Raw genomic sequence first — 15,382 nt, 5'->3', positions numbered from 1 at the left:
ATGCTTCGGATCTTCTGAGATGACACCGCATGTCCCTCTGATCGGAATCGGTGATCTGACGAACGCCGAAGGTAGTCACGGGTCCGGCAGGTCGCCTGCGGCTTGTGCGAAGAGTGGCGGGAACCTTACCCCGCGGCGGCGGGATATGACCCTGGCATGACATGCCGGAGCCCGGGGATCCGCGGGGATCTCCGGGCTCCGGTGGCGGGGTCTCAGCCGCGCTGGATGACCAGCTCGTCGTCGCCGAGCTCCACCCTGACCTTGTCGCCGTCGGCGATCTCGCCGGACAGCACGGCCTTGGCCAGCTTGTCGCCGATGGCCGACTGGACCAGGCGGCGCAGCGGGCGGGCGCCGTACAGGGGGTCGTAGCCGGTGAGCGAGAGCCATTCGCGGGCGGCCGGGGTGACCTCCAGGGTCAGCCGGCGGTCGGACAGGCGCCGGGCCAGGCGGTCGACCTGGAGGTCGACGATCTGGGCCAGCTCTTCGGAGCCGAGCGCGTCGAAGAGGATGACGTCGTCGAGCCGGTTGAGGAACTCCGGCTTGAACGAGCCGCGCACCGCCCCCATGACGGCCTCGCGCTTGGCGTCGTTCTCCAGTTTCGGGTCGACCAGGAACTGCGAGCCGATGTTGGAGGTCAGGATCAGGATCGTGTTGCGGAAGTCGACCGTGCGGCCCTGGCCGTCGGTCAGCCGTCCGTCGTCGAGCACCTGGAGGAGGATGTCGAACACCTCCGGGTGCGCCTTCTCCACCTCGTCCAGCAGCACCACCGTGTACGGCCGCCGCCGGACGGCCTCGGTGAGCTGGCCGCCCTCCTCGTAGCCGACGTAGCCGGGAGGCGCGCCGACGAGCCTGGCCACGCTGTGCTTCTCGGAGTATTCGCTCATGTCGATGCGGGTCATCGCCCGCTCGTCGTCGAACAGGAAGTCCGCCAGCGCCTTGGCCAGCTCGGTCTTGCCCACACCCGTGGGCCCGAGGAACAGGAACGAGCCCGTGGGACGGTCGGGGTCGGCGATGCCGGCCCGGCTCCGGCGTACGGCGTCGGAGACGGCCTGTACGGCCCGCTGCTGGCCGATGAGCCGCCGGCCCAGCTCCTCCTCCATCCGCAGCAGCTTGGCCGTCTCAGCCTCCAGCAGGCGCCCGGCGGGGATGCCCGTCCAGGAGGAGATGACCTCGGCGATGTCGTCGGCGCCGACCTCCTCCTTGACCATGGCGTTCTCCGGCGGCGCGGCGTCGGAGGCGGCCTGGAGCGCCTGCTCCAGCCGGGGCACGTCGGCGTACATGAGCCGGGAGGCGGCCTCGAAGTCGCCGTCGCGCTGGGCCCGCTCGGCGGCGCCCCTGGCCTCGTCGAGCTGCTTCTTCAGCTCGCCGACCTTGTTGAGCCCGGCCTTCTCGTGCTCCCAGCGTCCGACGAGGGCGTTGAGCTCCTCCTGGCGGTCGGCCAGCTCCTGGCGCAGGCGGTCGAGCCGCTGGACCGACGCCTCGTCGGTCTCCTTCGTCAGGGCCAGCTCCTCCATCTTCATCCGGTCGACGTTCCGCTGGAGCTGGTCGATCTCCACGGGACGGGAGTCGATCTCCATGCGCAGCCGCGAGGCGGCCTCGTCGACCAGGTCGATGGCCTTGTCGGGGAGGAAGCGGTTGGTGATGTAGCGGTCGGACAAGGCGGCGGCGGCCACCAGGGCGCTGTCGGCGATCTGCACCTGGTGGTGGGCCTCGTAGCGGCCCTTGAGCCCGCGCAGGATCGCGATCGTGTCCTCGACCGTGGGCTCGCCCACGTAGACCTGCTGGAAGCGGCGCTCCAGCGCGGGGTCCTTCTCGATGCGCTCGCGGTATTCGTCGAGCGTGGTCGCGCCGATCATGCGCAGCTCGCCACGGGCCAGCATGGGCTTGAGCATGTTGCCGGCGTCCATGGCGCCCTCGGCGGCCCCCGCGCCGACGACGGTGTGCAGCTCGTCGATGAACGTCACGATCTGCCCGTTGCTCTCCTTGATCTCGGAGAGCACGGCCTTGAGCCGCTCCTCGAACTCGCCGCGGTACTTCGCGCCGGCCACCATCGCGCCCAGGTCGAGCGAGATCAGCCGCTTGTTGCGCAGCGACTCGGGCACGTCGCCGGCCACGATGCGCTGGGCCAGGCCCTCGACGACGGCCGTCTTGCCGACGCCGGGCTCGCCGATCAGCACCGGGTTGTTCTTGGTGCGGCGGCTGAGCACCTGCACCACGCGGCGGATCTCCGAGTCGCGGCCGATCACCGGGTCGAGGCCGCCCCCGCGGGCCCGTTCGGTCAGGTCGACGCCGTACTTCTCCAGCGCCTGGTAGGTGTCCTCGGGCGTCTCGCTGGTGACGCGGGCGTGGCCGCGTACCTTCTCGAAGGCGTCGAGCAGCGCCTGCGGGGTCGCGCCCTGCGACTTCAGCAGCTCGGCCATCGGGCCGCCGTCGGCCGCCAGGCCGACGAGCAGGTGCTCGGTGGAGACGTAGAGGTCTTCGAGGCGGTTGGCGTGCTGGGCGGCGGTGTTCATGACGGTGAGGAGCTGCCGGGAGCTCGAAGGCGCGCCCACTGTCGCGCCCTGGGCCTTCGGCAGCGCCGCGAGCTGCTCCTCGACGCGCGCCCGCAGCGTGCGCCAGTCGGCGCCGACCGCTTCGAGCAGCGGGACGGCCGTGCCGCCCGTCTGGGAGAGCAGCGTGGAGAGCAGATGGGCCGGAGCGATCTCCGGGTTGCCCTCGGCGGCGGCGCGCCGCATGGCACCCGAGAGAGCTTCCTGGCTCTTCTGGGTGAGCTTGTAGTCCATAACCTAGGCCCCCGGTGGCAGCTCGTAGCGGATCAGCGCCCGGACCATCCGCATCTCGGCGCGCAGGCGGTGAACCTCCTCACGCAGCCGCAGAGCTTCGTTCTCGAGCTCGAGAATCCGCTTGATGCCCGCGAGGTTGATGCCCTCCTCCTGGGAGAGCCGCTGGACCTCGCGGAGCTGGATGATGTCTCTTGTGGAGTAGAGGCGGCCGCGCCCGGCGGTGCGGCCCGGGCTGACCAGGCCGAGCCGGTCGTACTGGCGCAGCGTCTGCGGGTGGAGCCCGGAGAGCTGCGCGGCCACCGAGATCACATAAACAGGCGTGTCGTCGGACAGGTCGAAATAGTTGGCGTCCATCGGCTACTCGCTTCTGGCTCGCTGAATGAGATCTGCGCGCGGGTCGTCACCCACGGTCGCGGTGTTGAACTCGGTGAGGAGCTCGCGAGACTTGTCGTCGAGCGTCTTCGGCACGAGCACCTCGACACTGGCGAGCAGGTCACCCTTGGTGCCGTCCTTGCGGGTGACGCCTCTGCCCCGCACGCGGAACGTGCGGCCGTTGGGCGTGCCCGCCGGGATGCGCAGGGTCACCGGCATGCCCTTGAGGATCGGCACCTTGATCTCGGCGCCCAGCGCGGCCTCCGTGAACGTCACGGGAACGGTGACCGTGAGGTTGTCGCCCGTCCTGCCGAACACGTGGTGCGGCTTGACGTGCGTCAGGATGTAGAGGTCGCCGGCCGGGCCGCCGTTCTCGCCCGGCGCGCCCTTGGTCTTGAGCTTGACCCGCTGCCCGTCGGCCACGCCGGCGGGGATCCTGGCCTGGATCGTGCGGGTGCTCTTGGCCCGGCCGCTGCCCTCGCACACGGGGCAGGGGTCGTCCACGAGCAGCCCGCGGCCCTTGCAGTCGCGGCAGGGCTCGGAGAAGGCGAAGTTGCCCAGGTTGCGGCTGGCCGCGCCGGTGCCCTCGCAGGTGGGACAGACCCGGGGGGTCGTGCCCGCCTTGGCGCCGGTGCCGGTGCACGCGGTGCAGGCGGCCGAGCTGGTCAGCCTGAGCGACACCGTGGTGCCCTCGACGGCCTCGGTGAACGAGAGCGTGACCTCGGACTCGATGTCCTGGCCGCGGCGCGGCCTGGTCGCGCTCGTCGTACGGGTGGAGCCCGCCCCGCCCCGGTTGAACAGCCCGCCGAACAGGTCGCCGAGCCGCTCACCGGCGCCCCCGCCCTGCTGGCCGGCGGTGCCGCCGAACAGGTCGCCGAAGTCGAACGGGAAACCGCCACCGCCGGGGCGCTGACCGCCCACCCCGGACCCGAACAGCGTGCGCGCCTCGTCGTACTCCTTGCGGCGCTTGCCGTCGGACAGGACGTCGTACGCCTCCGAGACCTCCTTGAACTTGGTCTCCTTGGCGGCGTCGCCCTGGTTGGTGTCCGGGTGGTACTGCCTGGCCAGCTTCCGGTACGCCTTCTTGATCTCGTCGGCGGTGGCGGTCTTGGGCACACCAAGGACGGCGTAGTAGTCCTTTTCCAGGTAGTCCTTGGTGCTCATCTACGGCCCTTCGTCCTTTGTCAGTTTGCTTCGTCGTCATTGGACGCGGGAGGAGCGTCCTCGGGCTCGGCCACCGCCACCCGTGCCGGGCGCAGCACCCGCTCACCCATCCGGTATCCAGGCTGCAGCACCTCGATCGCGGTGGGCTCGGCCACGTCGGGCGAGTAGCTGTGCATCAGCGCCTCGTGGACCGTCGGGTCGAACGGGTCGCCCTTCTGGCCGTAGGAGCTGAGGCCCAGCTTGGTGAGCACCGATTCCAGCGACTCCGCCACCTTCGCGAAGCCACCGGTCAGCTCGCCGTGGTCACGGGCCCTTCCGATGTCGTCGAGCACGGGGAGGAGCTCGGTCAGCGCGCCGGCGACGGCCTGCTCGCGGACCGCGACCCGGTCGCGCTCGACCCTTCTGCGGTAGTTCGTGTACTCCGCCTGGAGGCGCTGGAGGTCGGCGGTCCGCTCGGCGAGCTGGGCCGCCAGCTCGCCGTCGTGGGCCGCCGCCGGCACCTGCTCGGCGGGCGCCTCGGGCTGCTCGCCCGAGGTCTCCCGAACCTCGCCCGTCTCCGGGTCGATCTTGCGCTTGTCGCGGATCACCGGCTCCTCGTGCCCTTTGTCACGCGCCGGCATCACTGGTCCTTCTTCGGCTGGTCTTCGTCGACGATCTCGGCCTCGACCACGTCGTCGTCGGCCTTGGCGCCCTGACCGGCCGCGGCGTCCTGCGGAGCGCCCTCGGGACCGGCCTGCTGGCCCTGGCCGGCGGCGTAGATGGCCGAGCCCATCTTCTGGCTGACCGTGGCGAGCTTCTCCGCGGAGGTGCGGATGACGTCGGTGTCGGTGCCCTCAAGAGCCTTCTTCAGCTCGGCCAGGGCGTCGTTGACCTCGGTCTTGATGTCGCCGGGGACCTTGTCGTCGTTCTCGCGGAGGAACTTCTCCGTCTGGTAGGCCAGACCGTCCGCGTTGTTGCGGACCTCGGCCTCCTCGCGGCGCTTCTTGTCCTCCTCGGCGTACGACTCGGCCTCGCGCATCATGCGCGCGATGTCGTCCTTCGGCAGCGCGGAGCCGCCGGTGATCGTCATCGTCTGCTCCTTGCCCGTGCCCAGGTCCTTGGCGGAGACGTTGACGATGCCGTTGGCGTCGATGTCGAAGGTGACCTCGATCTGCGGGATGCCGCGCGGCGCCGGGGCGATGCCGGTCAGCTCGAAGGTGGCCAGCTTCTTGTTGTACGAGGCGATCTCGCGCTCGCCCTGGTAGACCTGGATCTGCACCGACGGCTGGTTGTCCTCGGCCGTGGTGAAGACCTCCGAGCGCTTGGTCGGGATCGTCGTGTTGCGCTCGATGATCTTGGTGAAGATGCCGCCCTTGGTCTCGATGCCCAGCGACAGCGGGGTCACGTCGAGCAGGAGGACGTCCTTGACCTCGCCCTTGAGCACGCCGGCCTGGAGAGCGGCGCCGATGGCGACGACCTCGTCGGGGTTGACGCCCTTGTTGGGCTCCTTGCCGCCGGTCAGCTCGCGGACGAGCTCGGTGACGGCGGGCATGCGGGTCGAGCCGCCGACGAGCACCACGTGGGCGATGTCGGAGACCTTGATGCCGGCGTCCTTGATGACCTGGTGGAACGGGCCCTTGGTCCGCTCGAGCAGGTCGGCCGTCAGGCGCTGGAACTCGGCCCTGGTCAGCTTCTCGTCGAGGTGCAGCGGGCCCTCGGAGGAAGCGGTGATGTAGGGCAGGTTGATGTTGGTCTCGGCCTGGCTGGACAGCTCGATCTTGGCCTTCTCCGCGGCCTCACGCAGGCGCTGGAGGGCCATCTTGTCCTTGGCGAGGTCGACGCCGTGGGCGTTCTGGAAGCGCTTGACGAGCTCGTCGACCACGCGCTGGTCCCAGTCGTCGCCACCGAGGTGGTTGTCACCGGAGGTGGCCTTGACCTCGACGAAGCCGTGGCCGTCCTCCTGGCCGACGTCGAGCAGCGACACGTCGAAGGTGCCGCCGCCGAGGTCGAAGACCAGGATCGTCTGGTCCTGCTCCTTGTCGAGCCCGTAGGCGAGGGCCGCGGCGGTCGGCTCGTTGATGATGCGGAGCACGTTGAGGCCCGCGACCGTGCCGGCCTCCTTGGTGGCCTGGCGCTGGGCGTCGTTGAAGTAGGCCGGGACGGTGACCACCGCGTCGGTGATCTTCTCGCCCAGGTACGCCTCGGCGTCCTGCTTCAGCTTCTGCAGCACGAAGGCGCTGATCTGCTGGGGGGAGAACTTCTTGCCGTCGATCTCCTGGGACCAGTTGGTGCCCATCTCGCGCTTGACCGAGCGGATCGTCCGGTCAACGTTGGTGACGGCCTGCCGCTTGGCGACCTCGCCCACCAGGACCTCGCCGTTCTTCGCGAAGGCGACCACGGACGGCGTGGTCCGCGAGCCCTGCGCGTTGGCGATGACGGTGGGCTCACCGCCCTCGAGGATCGAGACGACGGAGTTGGTCGTCCCAAGGTCGATACCTACCGCACGTGCCATGAGTACGTCCTTGTAGTCAAAGTTGAGTCGGTCGGACTCAAGCTACGGATTCGTGTCGTCTTTGTCAAACGACTTGAGCCTACCCGACTCAACCCCTCTGAGCGTGAAACCATTCCCGGCAATCCGGGCAACAAGCAACGTGATTCCACACAACACGCGTAACGGGGGCGGACGCCCGGTGGTTCCACCCGATCGCGGGGCGGACCTGTTCGACCTGCACTTCGCCGAGATCCACCGGTACATCGCCCGCCGCCTCCCCGGGGACGTGGCCGACGACCTGGCCGCCGAGGTGTTCGTCACAGCCCTGGGCGGCGGCCATGACCCGTCCCTGGGCGAGGCCAGGCCCTGGCCGCTGCGAAGGCCAGGGCTGCGGGGGACGTGCCGGTCGCCGTGACGTACCTGCCGGGGAACGGCTGGACCGACGCGCGCCCGGCCGTCACCGAGAACTGCCGGCGCCTCGGACGCTAGGGCTTCGCGCCGTCCACGAGTTTGCGCTTGCCGAGGGCGTGCTTGAGCTTGACGGTCGTGGTCTTCTCCACGGCCAGCATGATGCAGGAGACGTTCTCGGCCTTGGGGGAGGTGCCCTCGTACAGGGTGATGGTGACCTTCTTGGCGGTCTCCTTGACCTTGACCCTGTCCAGCACGGTGCACGGCTCCACGCCCGACCACCAGGTGAGCTTGACCTGCTTGCCATGTGAGACGGGCGTGGCCTTGGTCCAGCGGGCCTTGTGCACGTTGATGGCGTCGCCGGTGGGCTTGACCGGCTCGGGGCCCTTGGTCGGGGCGGTGGTGACCGGTGTCACGGCGTGCTCGGCGGGCGCCTGCGGCAACGGACGGGCGGCCGGCGGCGATGTGGCACAACTCGTCGCGAGCACCAGAGAACCGGCGAGAAGAGTCGCTGTCGTCATTGTGCGCATATCCCTAAGACGAAAAGGGCAGGTCCGCGGTTCAGCGATATACCCAGGAAGTGGGCGGTTAGTGTGGGTCACGTGCTTCGTCAGGCAATGCTGGCCGTCTCCAAGAGCGAACGCGCCGAACGCGTCATCACCACATCGCCGCTGACCAGGGACGTGGTCAAGCGATACGTCGCCGACGACGTCGGCGGGGTCATCCGCGAGCTGTCCCACGAGGGCCTGCTCGTGACCGTCGACCACCTGGGCGAGGAGGTGACCGACAGGAGGCAGGCCGAGGCGGCCGTGCGCGAGTACCTGGCGCTCCTCGACCGGCTGCCGCCCGGCGGCGACGCCTCGGTCAAGCTGACCGCGCTCGGGCTGCGGCTGTCGGAACAGGTCGCGCTCGACAACGCGGCCACCATCTGCGAGGCCGCCGCGCCCCGCGGCATCACGGTCACGCTCGACGCCGAGGAGCACGACACGATCGGTGGCCTGCACTTCGTGCACGCCACCCTGCGCAAGGAGCATCCCGACGTCGGGATCGTGGTCCAGGCGTACCTGCCGGACGCGCTCGAACGCTGCGAGAAGCTGGTCGGCGCCCGCGTACGGCTCTGCAAGGGCGCCTACACCGCCCCCGGCGCGTACAGCAGGCCGGCCGACATCGACCGCTCGTTCGTCCGCTGCCTCAGGATCCTCATGGCGGGCACCGGCTACCCCATGATCGCCACGCACGACCCGAGGATGATCCAGATCGCCTCCACCCTGGCCGTGCTCGACGGCCGCGACCTGAACGGCTTCGAGTACCAGATGTTGTACGGCGTGCGCCCCCGCGAGCAGCGCCGCCTGGCCGGCCTCGGCGGCCAGGTGCGCGTGTACGTCCCGTACGGCGCCGACTGGTACGCCTACCTCATGCGCCGCCTGGCCGAACGCCCCCGCAACCTGGCGTTCTTCCTCAGATCGCTGCTGTCGGGAGGCTAGTAGGCTGGGCCGGCGTCCGTTCCCCTTCGAGAGGTCGAGATGATCGCGATTCTGGGCACCGGCAAGATGGGCGAGGCCCTGCTGTCCGGGCTGCTGCGCGCCGGGTTCGAGCCGGGCGACATCATGGCGACCAGCCGCAGGCCGGAGCGGGCTCAGGCGCTGCGCGAGACCTACGGCGTGCGCACGGTCGGCAACGCCGAGGCGGCCAAGGTGGCCGACACCCTCATCCTGGCCGTCAAGCCCCAGGACATGGCGACCCTGCTGGCCGAGATCGCCCCCTACGTCCCGGCCGACCGCCTGGTCATCACGGCGGCGGCCGGCATCACCACCGCGTTCGTGGAGCAGCGGCTCGGCGTCGAGGTGCCGGTGGTCCGGGTCATGTCCAACACGCCGATCAGGTTCGACGAGGCGATGAGCGTGATCTCGGCCGGCGCGCACGCGGGCGAGGAGCACCTGAAGCTCACCGAGGGCCTGCTCAAGCCGGTCGGCAAGGTGCTGCGCATCCCCGAGTCCCAGCAGGACGCCGCGACCGCGCTGTCCGGCAGTGGCCCCGCCTACTTCTTCTACCTGGTCGAGGCCATGGTCGACGCGGGCATCCTGCTCGGCATGCCGCGGTCCGCCGCGCTCGACATGGTCACCCAGTCGATCGTCGGCGCGGCCGTGATGCTGCGCGACTCCGGCGAGCACCCGGTGATCCTGCGGGAGGCCGTCACCTCGCCGGGCGGCACCACGATCGCGGCCATCGCCGAGCTGGAGCGCCACAGCGTGCGCGCCGCCTTCCTGGCCGCCATCGAGGCCGCCCGCGACCGGGGGCGCCAGCTCGCCTCGGGCTGACCGGCGTCCGGGGGAGCCCGGTCGCCGCACTCCGCGCCGCGTCCGGGCTCAGGCGTCCCGCCGCTGCATGAGGACGGCCCCCGCCACCACCGCGACGGCGACCCAGAGGAAGTAGACGCCGAGCCCGCTCCACGGCCCCAGCGGGTTGCCGGGCTGGTCCCGCACGACCTCCAGGCCGGCGTTGGTGGTGAAGTGGTCGGAGACGGCCTTGCCCCACCGGCCGGGCAGCGCGCCGGCGAGCTGCGGCAGCACCAGCATCAGCGCGATGGCCGAGACGAGCGCGCCCGGCGTGTGCCGGACCAGCGTGCCGAGCCCGAGCCCGAACAGGCCGCAGGCGGTGAGGTAGAGCCCCGCGCCGAGCACCGAACGCGCCGCCGCGCCCATGTCGACCGAGGCCGGCCGGGTGATCGCCAGGCCGACGGCCACCGCGGCGGCCGACGCGACCGTGCAGACGACCAGCGCCGTCACGGTGAACACCACGACCTTGCCGCCGAGCAGGCTCATCCGCCGCGGCACCGCCATCAGCGACGTGCGGATGCCGCCGGTCCGGTACTCGCTGGAGATCACCAGCACGCCCAGCGTGGCGATGGCCAGCGAGGCGAACATGATGCCGGTGAGGCTCGCCATGACGGCCTGGTCACCGGGGATGGGCCGCCCGTCGGCCGTGGCCTTGGACGCGACCGAGATGAGCGCGCCCAGGCCGATCATGAGCAGGGCGGTGACGGCGAGCGTCCACACCGTCGAAGGCACCGAACGGATCTTGGTCCATTCCGACCGCAGGATGTCTGTCATGACGAGTACTCCACACTGTCCTTGGTGAGCTCCATGTACGCCGCTTCGAGCGAGGGCTGCACGAACGTCAGCTCCTCCAGAGGGATCCCGGCCCGCGCGGTCAGGGTGCCGATCTCCAGCGTGCTCATCGCGGTGACGCGCAGGTGGTCCGCGTACAGGTCGCCCACCTTGACCAGGTCGGCGACCTCGGCCAGGCGCGGGGAGCGCACCCGTACGTAGCCCTGGGAGCTGCGCCCGATGAACTCCTGCACGCTCGTGTCGGCGATCAGCCGTCCCCGGCCGATGACGATCAGGTGGTCGGCCGTCTGGGCCATCTCGCTCATGAGGTGGCTGGAGACGAACACCGTCCGCCCTTCGGCGGCCAGCTTGCGCATGAACGTGCGGATCCACAGGATGCCCTCGGGGTCGAGCCCGTTGACCGGCTCGTCGAAGAGCAGGATCTCGGGGTCGCCGAGCAGCGCGGCCGCGATGCCCAGGCGCTGCGACATGCCGAGCGAGAAGCCGCCGATCCGCCGCCGCGCCACCTCGCGCAGGCCGACGGACTCCAACACCTCGTTCACCCGGCTCGCCGGGATGCCGTTGCTCTGGGCGATGGCCAGCAGGTGGTTGCGGGCGCTGCGGCCGCCGTGCACGGCCTTGGCGTCCAGCAGCGCGCCCACCTTGCGCAGCGGGTGCCGATGCTCCTGGTACGGCCGCCCGTCCACCAGCACGGACCCGCCGGAGGGCCGGTCGAGGCCCAGGATCATGCGCATGGTCGTGGACTTGCCGGCGCCGTTCGGCCCGAGGAACCCGGTCACCAGCCCGGGCTCGACGTCGAATGACAGGTCCGCGACGGCATGGGTGCCGCCGTAGCGCTTGCTCAGATTGGTTGCGCGAATCGCCGTCATGCACTCAAGCGTGCCGTCGGCAGGCCGCGTTTCTCTTCGGCCATGAGGACGTTCTTGCCGGGCGCGGCCTGGGAGCCTGGTCCTAGTCTCCAGGTTTGATCAGCGCCGCCTCGTACGCGACGATCACCGCCTGCGCCCGGTCCCTGACCTTGATCTTGGCGAACAGACTGGTCACGTGGTTCTTGACGGTCGAGGGGGAGACCGCCAGCTGTTCGGCGATCTCGGTGTTCGACCGGCCCCTGGCGATCAGGACGAGGATCTCCCGCTCGCGCTCGGTCAGCGCGTCCAGCACGGGCGGCGCGGGCGCGGCCGACGGACTCGACGCCCGGACGAACGTGCCGATCAGCCGGGTCAGCAGGCGCGGCGCGACCGCCGACTCGCCCCGGTGCACCACGCGGACGCCCTCGATCAGCTCCTCGGGGGAGACGTCCTTGGGCAGGAAGCCGTCGGCGCCCGCCCTGAGCGCCGCGACCACGTTCTCGTCCAGGTCGAACGTGCTCAGCGCGAGCACCCGCACGCCCGGCAGCTCCGAGGTGATCAGCTCGGTCGCGCGCACGCCGTCGAGCCCCGGCATGTGCAGGTCCATCAGCACCACGTCGGGCCGCAGCCGCCGGCTCAGGTCGACGGCCCGCTCGCCGTCGGCGGCCTCGCCCACCACGGACAGGTCCGGCTGCGCGTCGAGCATCAGCCTGAACCCCTTACGCACCAGCTCGTGGTCGTCGACCAGCAGCACCGTGATCATGTTGCCTCCAAGGGGATGCGGGCGTGCACCCGGAATCCTCCCCCGGGACGCGGGCCGGTCGAAAGCTGTCCGCCGCACAGCGCGACCCGCTCGGCCATGCCGCCCAGCCCGTACCCCGGCGCGCCGCCCTGCTGCGGCACGCCGTCGTCGAGCACCTCGACCTCGACCGCCTCGGACTCGTAGGCCAGGCGCACGCTGGCCCTGGCGCCGGCCGCGTGCTTGCGGGTGTTGGTCAGGGCCTCCTGCACGATCCGGTAGACGGCGTGGTCCACGGCGGAGGGCAGCGTCACCGGCTCGCCCGTGACGGTCAGGCTCGCGGGCAGCCCGGCGCTCCTGGCCTCGCCGATGAGCGCGGGCAGCCGGTCGGCCCCCACGCCGGTCGCGGCGTCCGGCCCGTCGTTGCCGTCGGCCCGCAGCACGTGGAGCAGCCTGCGCATCTCCGACATCGCCTGGCGGGCGGTCTGCTGGGCGCTCTCCAGCGCCTCGCGGGTGACCTCCTGCTCGGGCGCGAGGGTGGCCCGCGCGCCGCCGACCAGGGCGTTGATCACCGTGATGTGGTGCGCGACGACGTCGTGCAGCTCCCTCGCGATGCGCCGCCGCTCCGCCTGTACGGCCGCGTCGGCGGCCGTACGCCTGCCGCGTTCGTTCAGCTCGACCCTGGCCTTGACCAGCGCGCCGACCCCGGCCGGGATCGCGACGACGAAGGCGCCGGCCGCGAACTGGCCGATGCCCGGCCCCCTGATCTCCATCACCACGCCGTAGGCGACCATCCCCGTGACCGTCATGACCAGTGACGGACGGCCGGAGGAGTAGCGCGCCAGGCTGTAGAAGGCGATGGCCTCCGGGGCGCTGGCCGACGTCACCAGTCCGGCCGCGATGCCTATCACGTCGAGCGCCGTGACGGCCCCGGCCACCGGCACCGGCCTGCTCCGGCGGACGAGCAGCAGGACGCTGGTCAGCAGGAAGTGCGCGGACCCCAGCACCCCGTGGGCCCCCGTCTGGAGGGACGACAGGACCAGCCCGAGGCCCGCGAGCACGACGAGCACGACCACGATCGTGGTGTCGAAAACCCGGGGACGTCGGAAGAAATTAAAGATTCTGAGGAAAGGCCGCGCCAAGCGCACCATAAAACACTAAGTCACGAAATTTCCGATGCGACCGAGGCCGTCCCCGACGATCACCCGGGCTACAACGAGAAGAGGGCGCTGCGGTAACGTCGGCGCAAGGTGAGAGAACGCGCGAAGGGCGGGGCATGAGCCGAACGGCACGGGTCATCTGGGACGACGCTCTCACCTCCTACAATTTCGGCCCGAGCCATCCATTGGCCCCCATCAGGGTCGAGCTGACGATCGCGCTCGCCCGAGCTCTCGGCGTGCTCGACAAGGTCGAGATGGCCGGCTGCGCGCCCGCCGGCGACGACGAGCTGGCCATGGTGCACGACCGCGGCTACATCGAGGCCGTCAAGGGCGTCTCGGTCGCCGGCGTGCCCGACCTGCGGGCCGGGCTCGGCACCACCGACAATCCCGCCTTCAAGGGCGTGCACGAGGCGTCCGCGCTGATCGCCGGCGCGTCCCTGGCGGCGGCGCGCGCGGTCTGGGAGGGCGCGGCCGAGCACGCGGTCAACGTCGCGGGCGGGCTCCACCACGCCATGCCGGCCGCGGCCAGCGGCTTCTGCGTCTACAACGACCCGGCCCTGGCCATCGCCTGGCTGCTGGAGCAGGGTGCCACGCGGGTGGCGTACGTGGACGTCGACGTGCATCACGGCGACGGCGTGCAGGCCGTCTTCTACGACGACCCCCGCGTGCTGACGATCAGCCTGCACGAGAGCCCGCGCACGCTGTTCCCCGGCACCGGCTTCCCCCAGGAGACCGGCGCGGACGGTACGGCCGTCAACGTGGCGCTCCCGGCCGGCTGCGGCGACTCCGGCTGGCTGCGCGCCTTCCACGCGGTCGTGCCGCCGCTGCTGCGCGAGTTCGGCCCCGAGATCATGGTCACCCAGCACGGCTGCGACAGCCACGCGCTCGACCCCCTCGCCAACCTCATGCTCAGCATCGACGGCCAGCGCGCCGCCTACGCCGCCCTGCACGGGCTGGCGCACGAGACGGCGGGCGGCCGGTGGATCGCGGTGGGCGGCGGCGGCTACGAGCTCGTCCAGGTCGTGCCGCGCATCTGGACGCACCTCATCGCCGAGGCCGCCGGCCACCCGGTCGATCCGGCCACGCCCACCCCCGACGCCTGGCGCCAGTACGTCAGGGAGCGCACCGGCGAGGCGCCCCCGCTGACCATGACCGACGGACGAAACCCGGAATTTCACGACTTCTCCGGCGGTTATGACCCAGCGGACCCCATCGACCGTGCGGTCATGGCGACCCGGCACGCGGTGTTCCCTCTGCACGGCCTCGACCCGATGCCCTGACGACGCTTGACGTCCTCGATGCCCCTGATGAGGAAGACCTGTGCTGAGCCGCGACGAACTCCGCCGACACCTGACCCAAAGCCGCATCGCCGGTGACGTCGCGACGTCGCGCGAGAACAACCTCGACCACTACAGCTCGCTGGCCAACCGCGACCCCTACTACATGCTCGGCCTGACGTTCGAGCAGCCGTGGTCGTTCCGGGACGTCCTCGACCTGATGGCCAAGTCGGCCGGCGTGGTCGCCGATCCCGGCCACCGCCGGGGCCAGGACACCATCGACCCCGACCTGACGATCGACGCGATCGACGCCATGGCCGAGCGCGTCGCGTCCGTGTTGTCGCGGCCGGCCCCGCGCGTGCTGTTCGCCACCGGGCACCCGACCGGGCTGCTCGCCGTCCACCTGCCGCTGGCCAGGTTCGCCGTCGAGCGCGGCGCGACCCTGCTCACCCCGGCCGAGGGCTGGACGTACGCCGGCTCGGACTTCGGCCGCCCGCGCCGCCTGCGCTACCTCCAGGACGTCGCCATGCTCGACGACCGCGGCGGCTTCGTGCACACCCACGACTCGGCCCCGATGCGGCACATGCTCGACGAGCTCGAAGGCGAGCTGCCCGACCTGGTGATCGCCGACCACGGCTGGGCGGGAGCGGCGGGCGAGGCGGGCGTGCCGACGGTGGCCTTCGCCGACAGCAACGACCCCGGCCTGTTCCTCGGCGAGGCCGAGGGAAAGATCGACGTGGTCGTGCCACTCGACGACAATGTGCTACCGCGCTATTACACTCCGCTGACCGAGCGATTGGTCACTCTGGTCTCACGAGCCCTTTGAGTCGAAAACGGCCCTCCCCATACCGTCTTTTCGCGCCTGCATTCCAAGGGGCTCGCTGTCCCTTTGCCAACTTTTGATGGTGCTTGGGCGACTCTTATGTGTGGCAACTTGGACAGTTCCAAGGTCCAGGCGAGGTGCTCGGCCCGGCTGCTAACCAGCGACTTTACTGGTCCGGCTGACAGGTGGCTCCGAAGACTGAGAAAATAG

At 70.5% G+C, this 15,382-nt stretch carries 14 protein-coding genes and 1 pseudogene; 5 read left to right on the top strand and 10 right to left on the bottom strand.

Translation table 11 applies throughout. From position 1 onward, the window contains the following. Window positions 1-212: 212 nt before the first annotated feature. The 5 genes and pseudogenes from clpB to dnaK form a co-directional block, all read right to left on the bottom strand. Entirely contained in the window at window positions 213-2,783 is a 2,571-nt protein-coding gene (clpB, locus tag ACIHAD_RS24110; protein ID WP_397356854.1) for an ATP-dependent chaperone ClpB, read from the bottom strand. Window positions 2,784-2,813: 30 nt separating this feature from the next. After that, a pseudogene (locus ACIHAD_RS24105) lies at window positions 2,814-3,137 on the bottom strand (heat shock protein transcriptional repressor HspR); the annotation flags it as partial. A 3-nt stretch (window positions 3,138-3,140) separates the two neighbouring features. Beyond that, on the bottom strand, window positions 3,141-4,319 hold the full coding sequence (gene dnaJ, locus ACIHAD_RS24100; RefSeq protein ID WP_397356853.1) for a molecular chaperone DnaJ: 1,179 nt from the start codon (window positions 4,317-4,319) through the stop codon (window positions 3,141-3,143). Window positions 4,320-4,339: 20 nt separating this feature from the next. Beyond that, window positions 4,340-4,939 carry a nucleotide exchange factor GrpE gene (grpE, locus tag ACIHAD_RS24095; RefSeq protein ID WP_397356852.1) on the bottom strand — a complete coding sequence of 200 codons (600 nt, stop codon included), beginning with the start codon at window positions 4,937-4,939 and terminating at the stop codon, window positions 4,340-4,342. Next, window positions 4,939-6,810 (bottom strand): molecular chaperone DnaK, encoded by a 1,872-nt coding sequence (dnaK, locus tag ACIHAD_RS24090; protein WP_397356851.1) that lies wholly within the window; start codon window positions 6,808-6,810, stop codon window positions 4,939-4,941. The genes grpE and dnaK overlap by 1 nt, the downstream gene beginning before the upstream one ends. A gap of 178 nt (window positions 6,811-6,988) precedes the next feature. Between dnaK and ACIHAD_RS24085 the strand changes: the two genes are divergently transcribed. After that, entirely contained in the window at window positions 6,989-7,204 is a 216-nt protein-coding gene (locus ACIHAD_RS24085) for a hypothetical protein (protein WP_397356850.1), read from the top strand. Window positions 7,205-7,274: 70 nt separating this feature from the next. Here the strand turns inward: ACIHAD_RS24085 and ACIHAD_RS24080 are convergent, their stop codons facing one another. Then, window positions 7,275-7,718, bottom strand: a complete 444-nt coding sequence (locus ACIHAD_RS24080) for a hypothetical protein (RefSeq protein WP_397356849.1) — start codon at window positions 7,716-7,718, stop codon at window positions 7,275-7,277. An 81-nt stretch (window positions 7,719-7,799) separates the two neighbouring features. On the opposite strand from ACIHAD_RS24080, the gene ACIHAD_RS24075 reads away from it, so the two are divergent. Further along, window positions 7,800-8,681, top strand: a complete 882-nt coding sequence (locus ACIHAD_RS24075) for a proline dehydrogenase family protein (protein WP_397356847.1) — start codon at window positions 7,800-7,802, stop codon at window positions 8,679-8,681. A 39-nt stretch (window positions 8,682-8,720) separates the two neighbouring features. Then, a complete protein-coding gene (proC, locus tag ACIHAD_RS24070) occupies window positions 8,721-9,515 on the top strand; it encodes a pyrroline-5-carboxylate reductase (protein WP_397356845.1) in 795 nt (264 codons plus the stop codon). Window positions 9,516-9,563: 48 nt separating this feature from the next. Here proC and ACIHAD_RS24065 read toward each other — a convergent pair whose 3' ends face one another. The 4 genes from ACIHAD_RS24065 to ACIHAD_RS24050 all read right to left on the bottom strand — a co-directional run bounded on the left by ACIHAD_RS24065 (window position 9,564) and on the right by ACIHAD_RS24050 (window position 12,982). Next, a complete protein-coding gene (locus tag ACIHAD_RS24065; RefSeq protein WP_397356844.1) occupies window positions 9,564-10,307 on the bottom strand; it encodes an ABC transporter permease in 744 nt (247 codons plus the stop codon). Beyond that, window positions 10,304-11,194, bottom strand: coding sequence for an ABC transporter ATP-binding protein (locus ACIHAD_RS24060; protein ID WP_397356843.1), 891 nt, complete (start codon window positions 11,192-11,194; stop codon window positions 10,304-10,306). The genes ACIHAD_RS24065 and ACIHAD_RS24060 overlap by 4 nt, the downstream gene beginning before the upstream one ends. Before the next feature lie 82 nt (window positions 11,195-11,276). After that, window positions 11,277-11,936 (bottom strand): response regulator, encoded by a 660-nt coding sequence (locus tag ACIHAD_RS24055; RefSeq protein WP_397356841.1) that lies wholly within the window; start codon window positions 11,934-11,936, stop codon window positions 11,277-11,279. Continuing rightward, on the bottom strand, window positions 11,933-12,982 hold the full coding sequence (locus ACIHAD_RS24050; protein WP_397356840.1) for a sensor histidine kinase: 1,050 nt from the start codon (window positions 12,980-12,982) through the stop codon (window positions 11,933-11,935). The genes ACIHAD_RS24055 and ACIHAD_RS24050 overlap by 4 nt, the downstream gene beginning before the upstream one ends. Before the next feature lie 206 nt (window positions 12,983-13,188). Between ACIHAD_RS24050 and ACIHAD_RS24045 the strand changes: the two genes are divergently transcribed. Further along, window positions 13,189-14,352, top strand: a complete 1,164-nt coding sequence (locus ACIHAD_RS24045) for an acetoin utilization protein AcuC (RefSeq protein WP_397356839.1) — start codon at window positions 13,189-13,191, stop codon at window positions 14,350-14,352. 40 nt (window positions 14,353-14,392) lie between these two features. Next, on the top strand, window positions 14,393-15,175 hold the full coding sequence (locus tag ACIHAD_RS24040) for a phosphatase (RefSeq protein WP_397356837.1): 783 nt from the start codon (window positions 14,393-14,395) through the stop codon (window positions 15,173-15,175). Window positions 15,176-15,382 lie beyond the last annotated feature (207 nt).

The organism is Nonomuraea sp. NPDC052265, assembly GCF_044547985.1.
Taxonomy (GTDB): Bacteria; Actinomycetota; Actinomycetes; order Streptosporangiales; family Streptosporangiaceae; genus Nonomuraea.
This window is presented reverse-complemented; position numbering and strand designations above follow the sequence as displayed.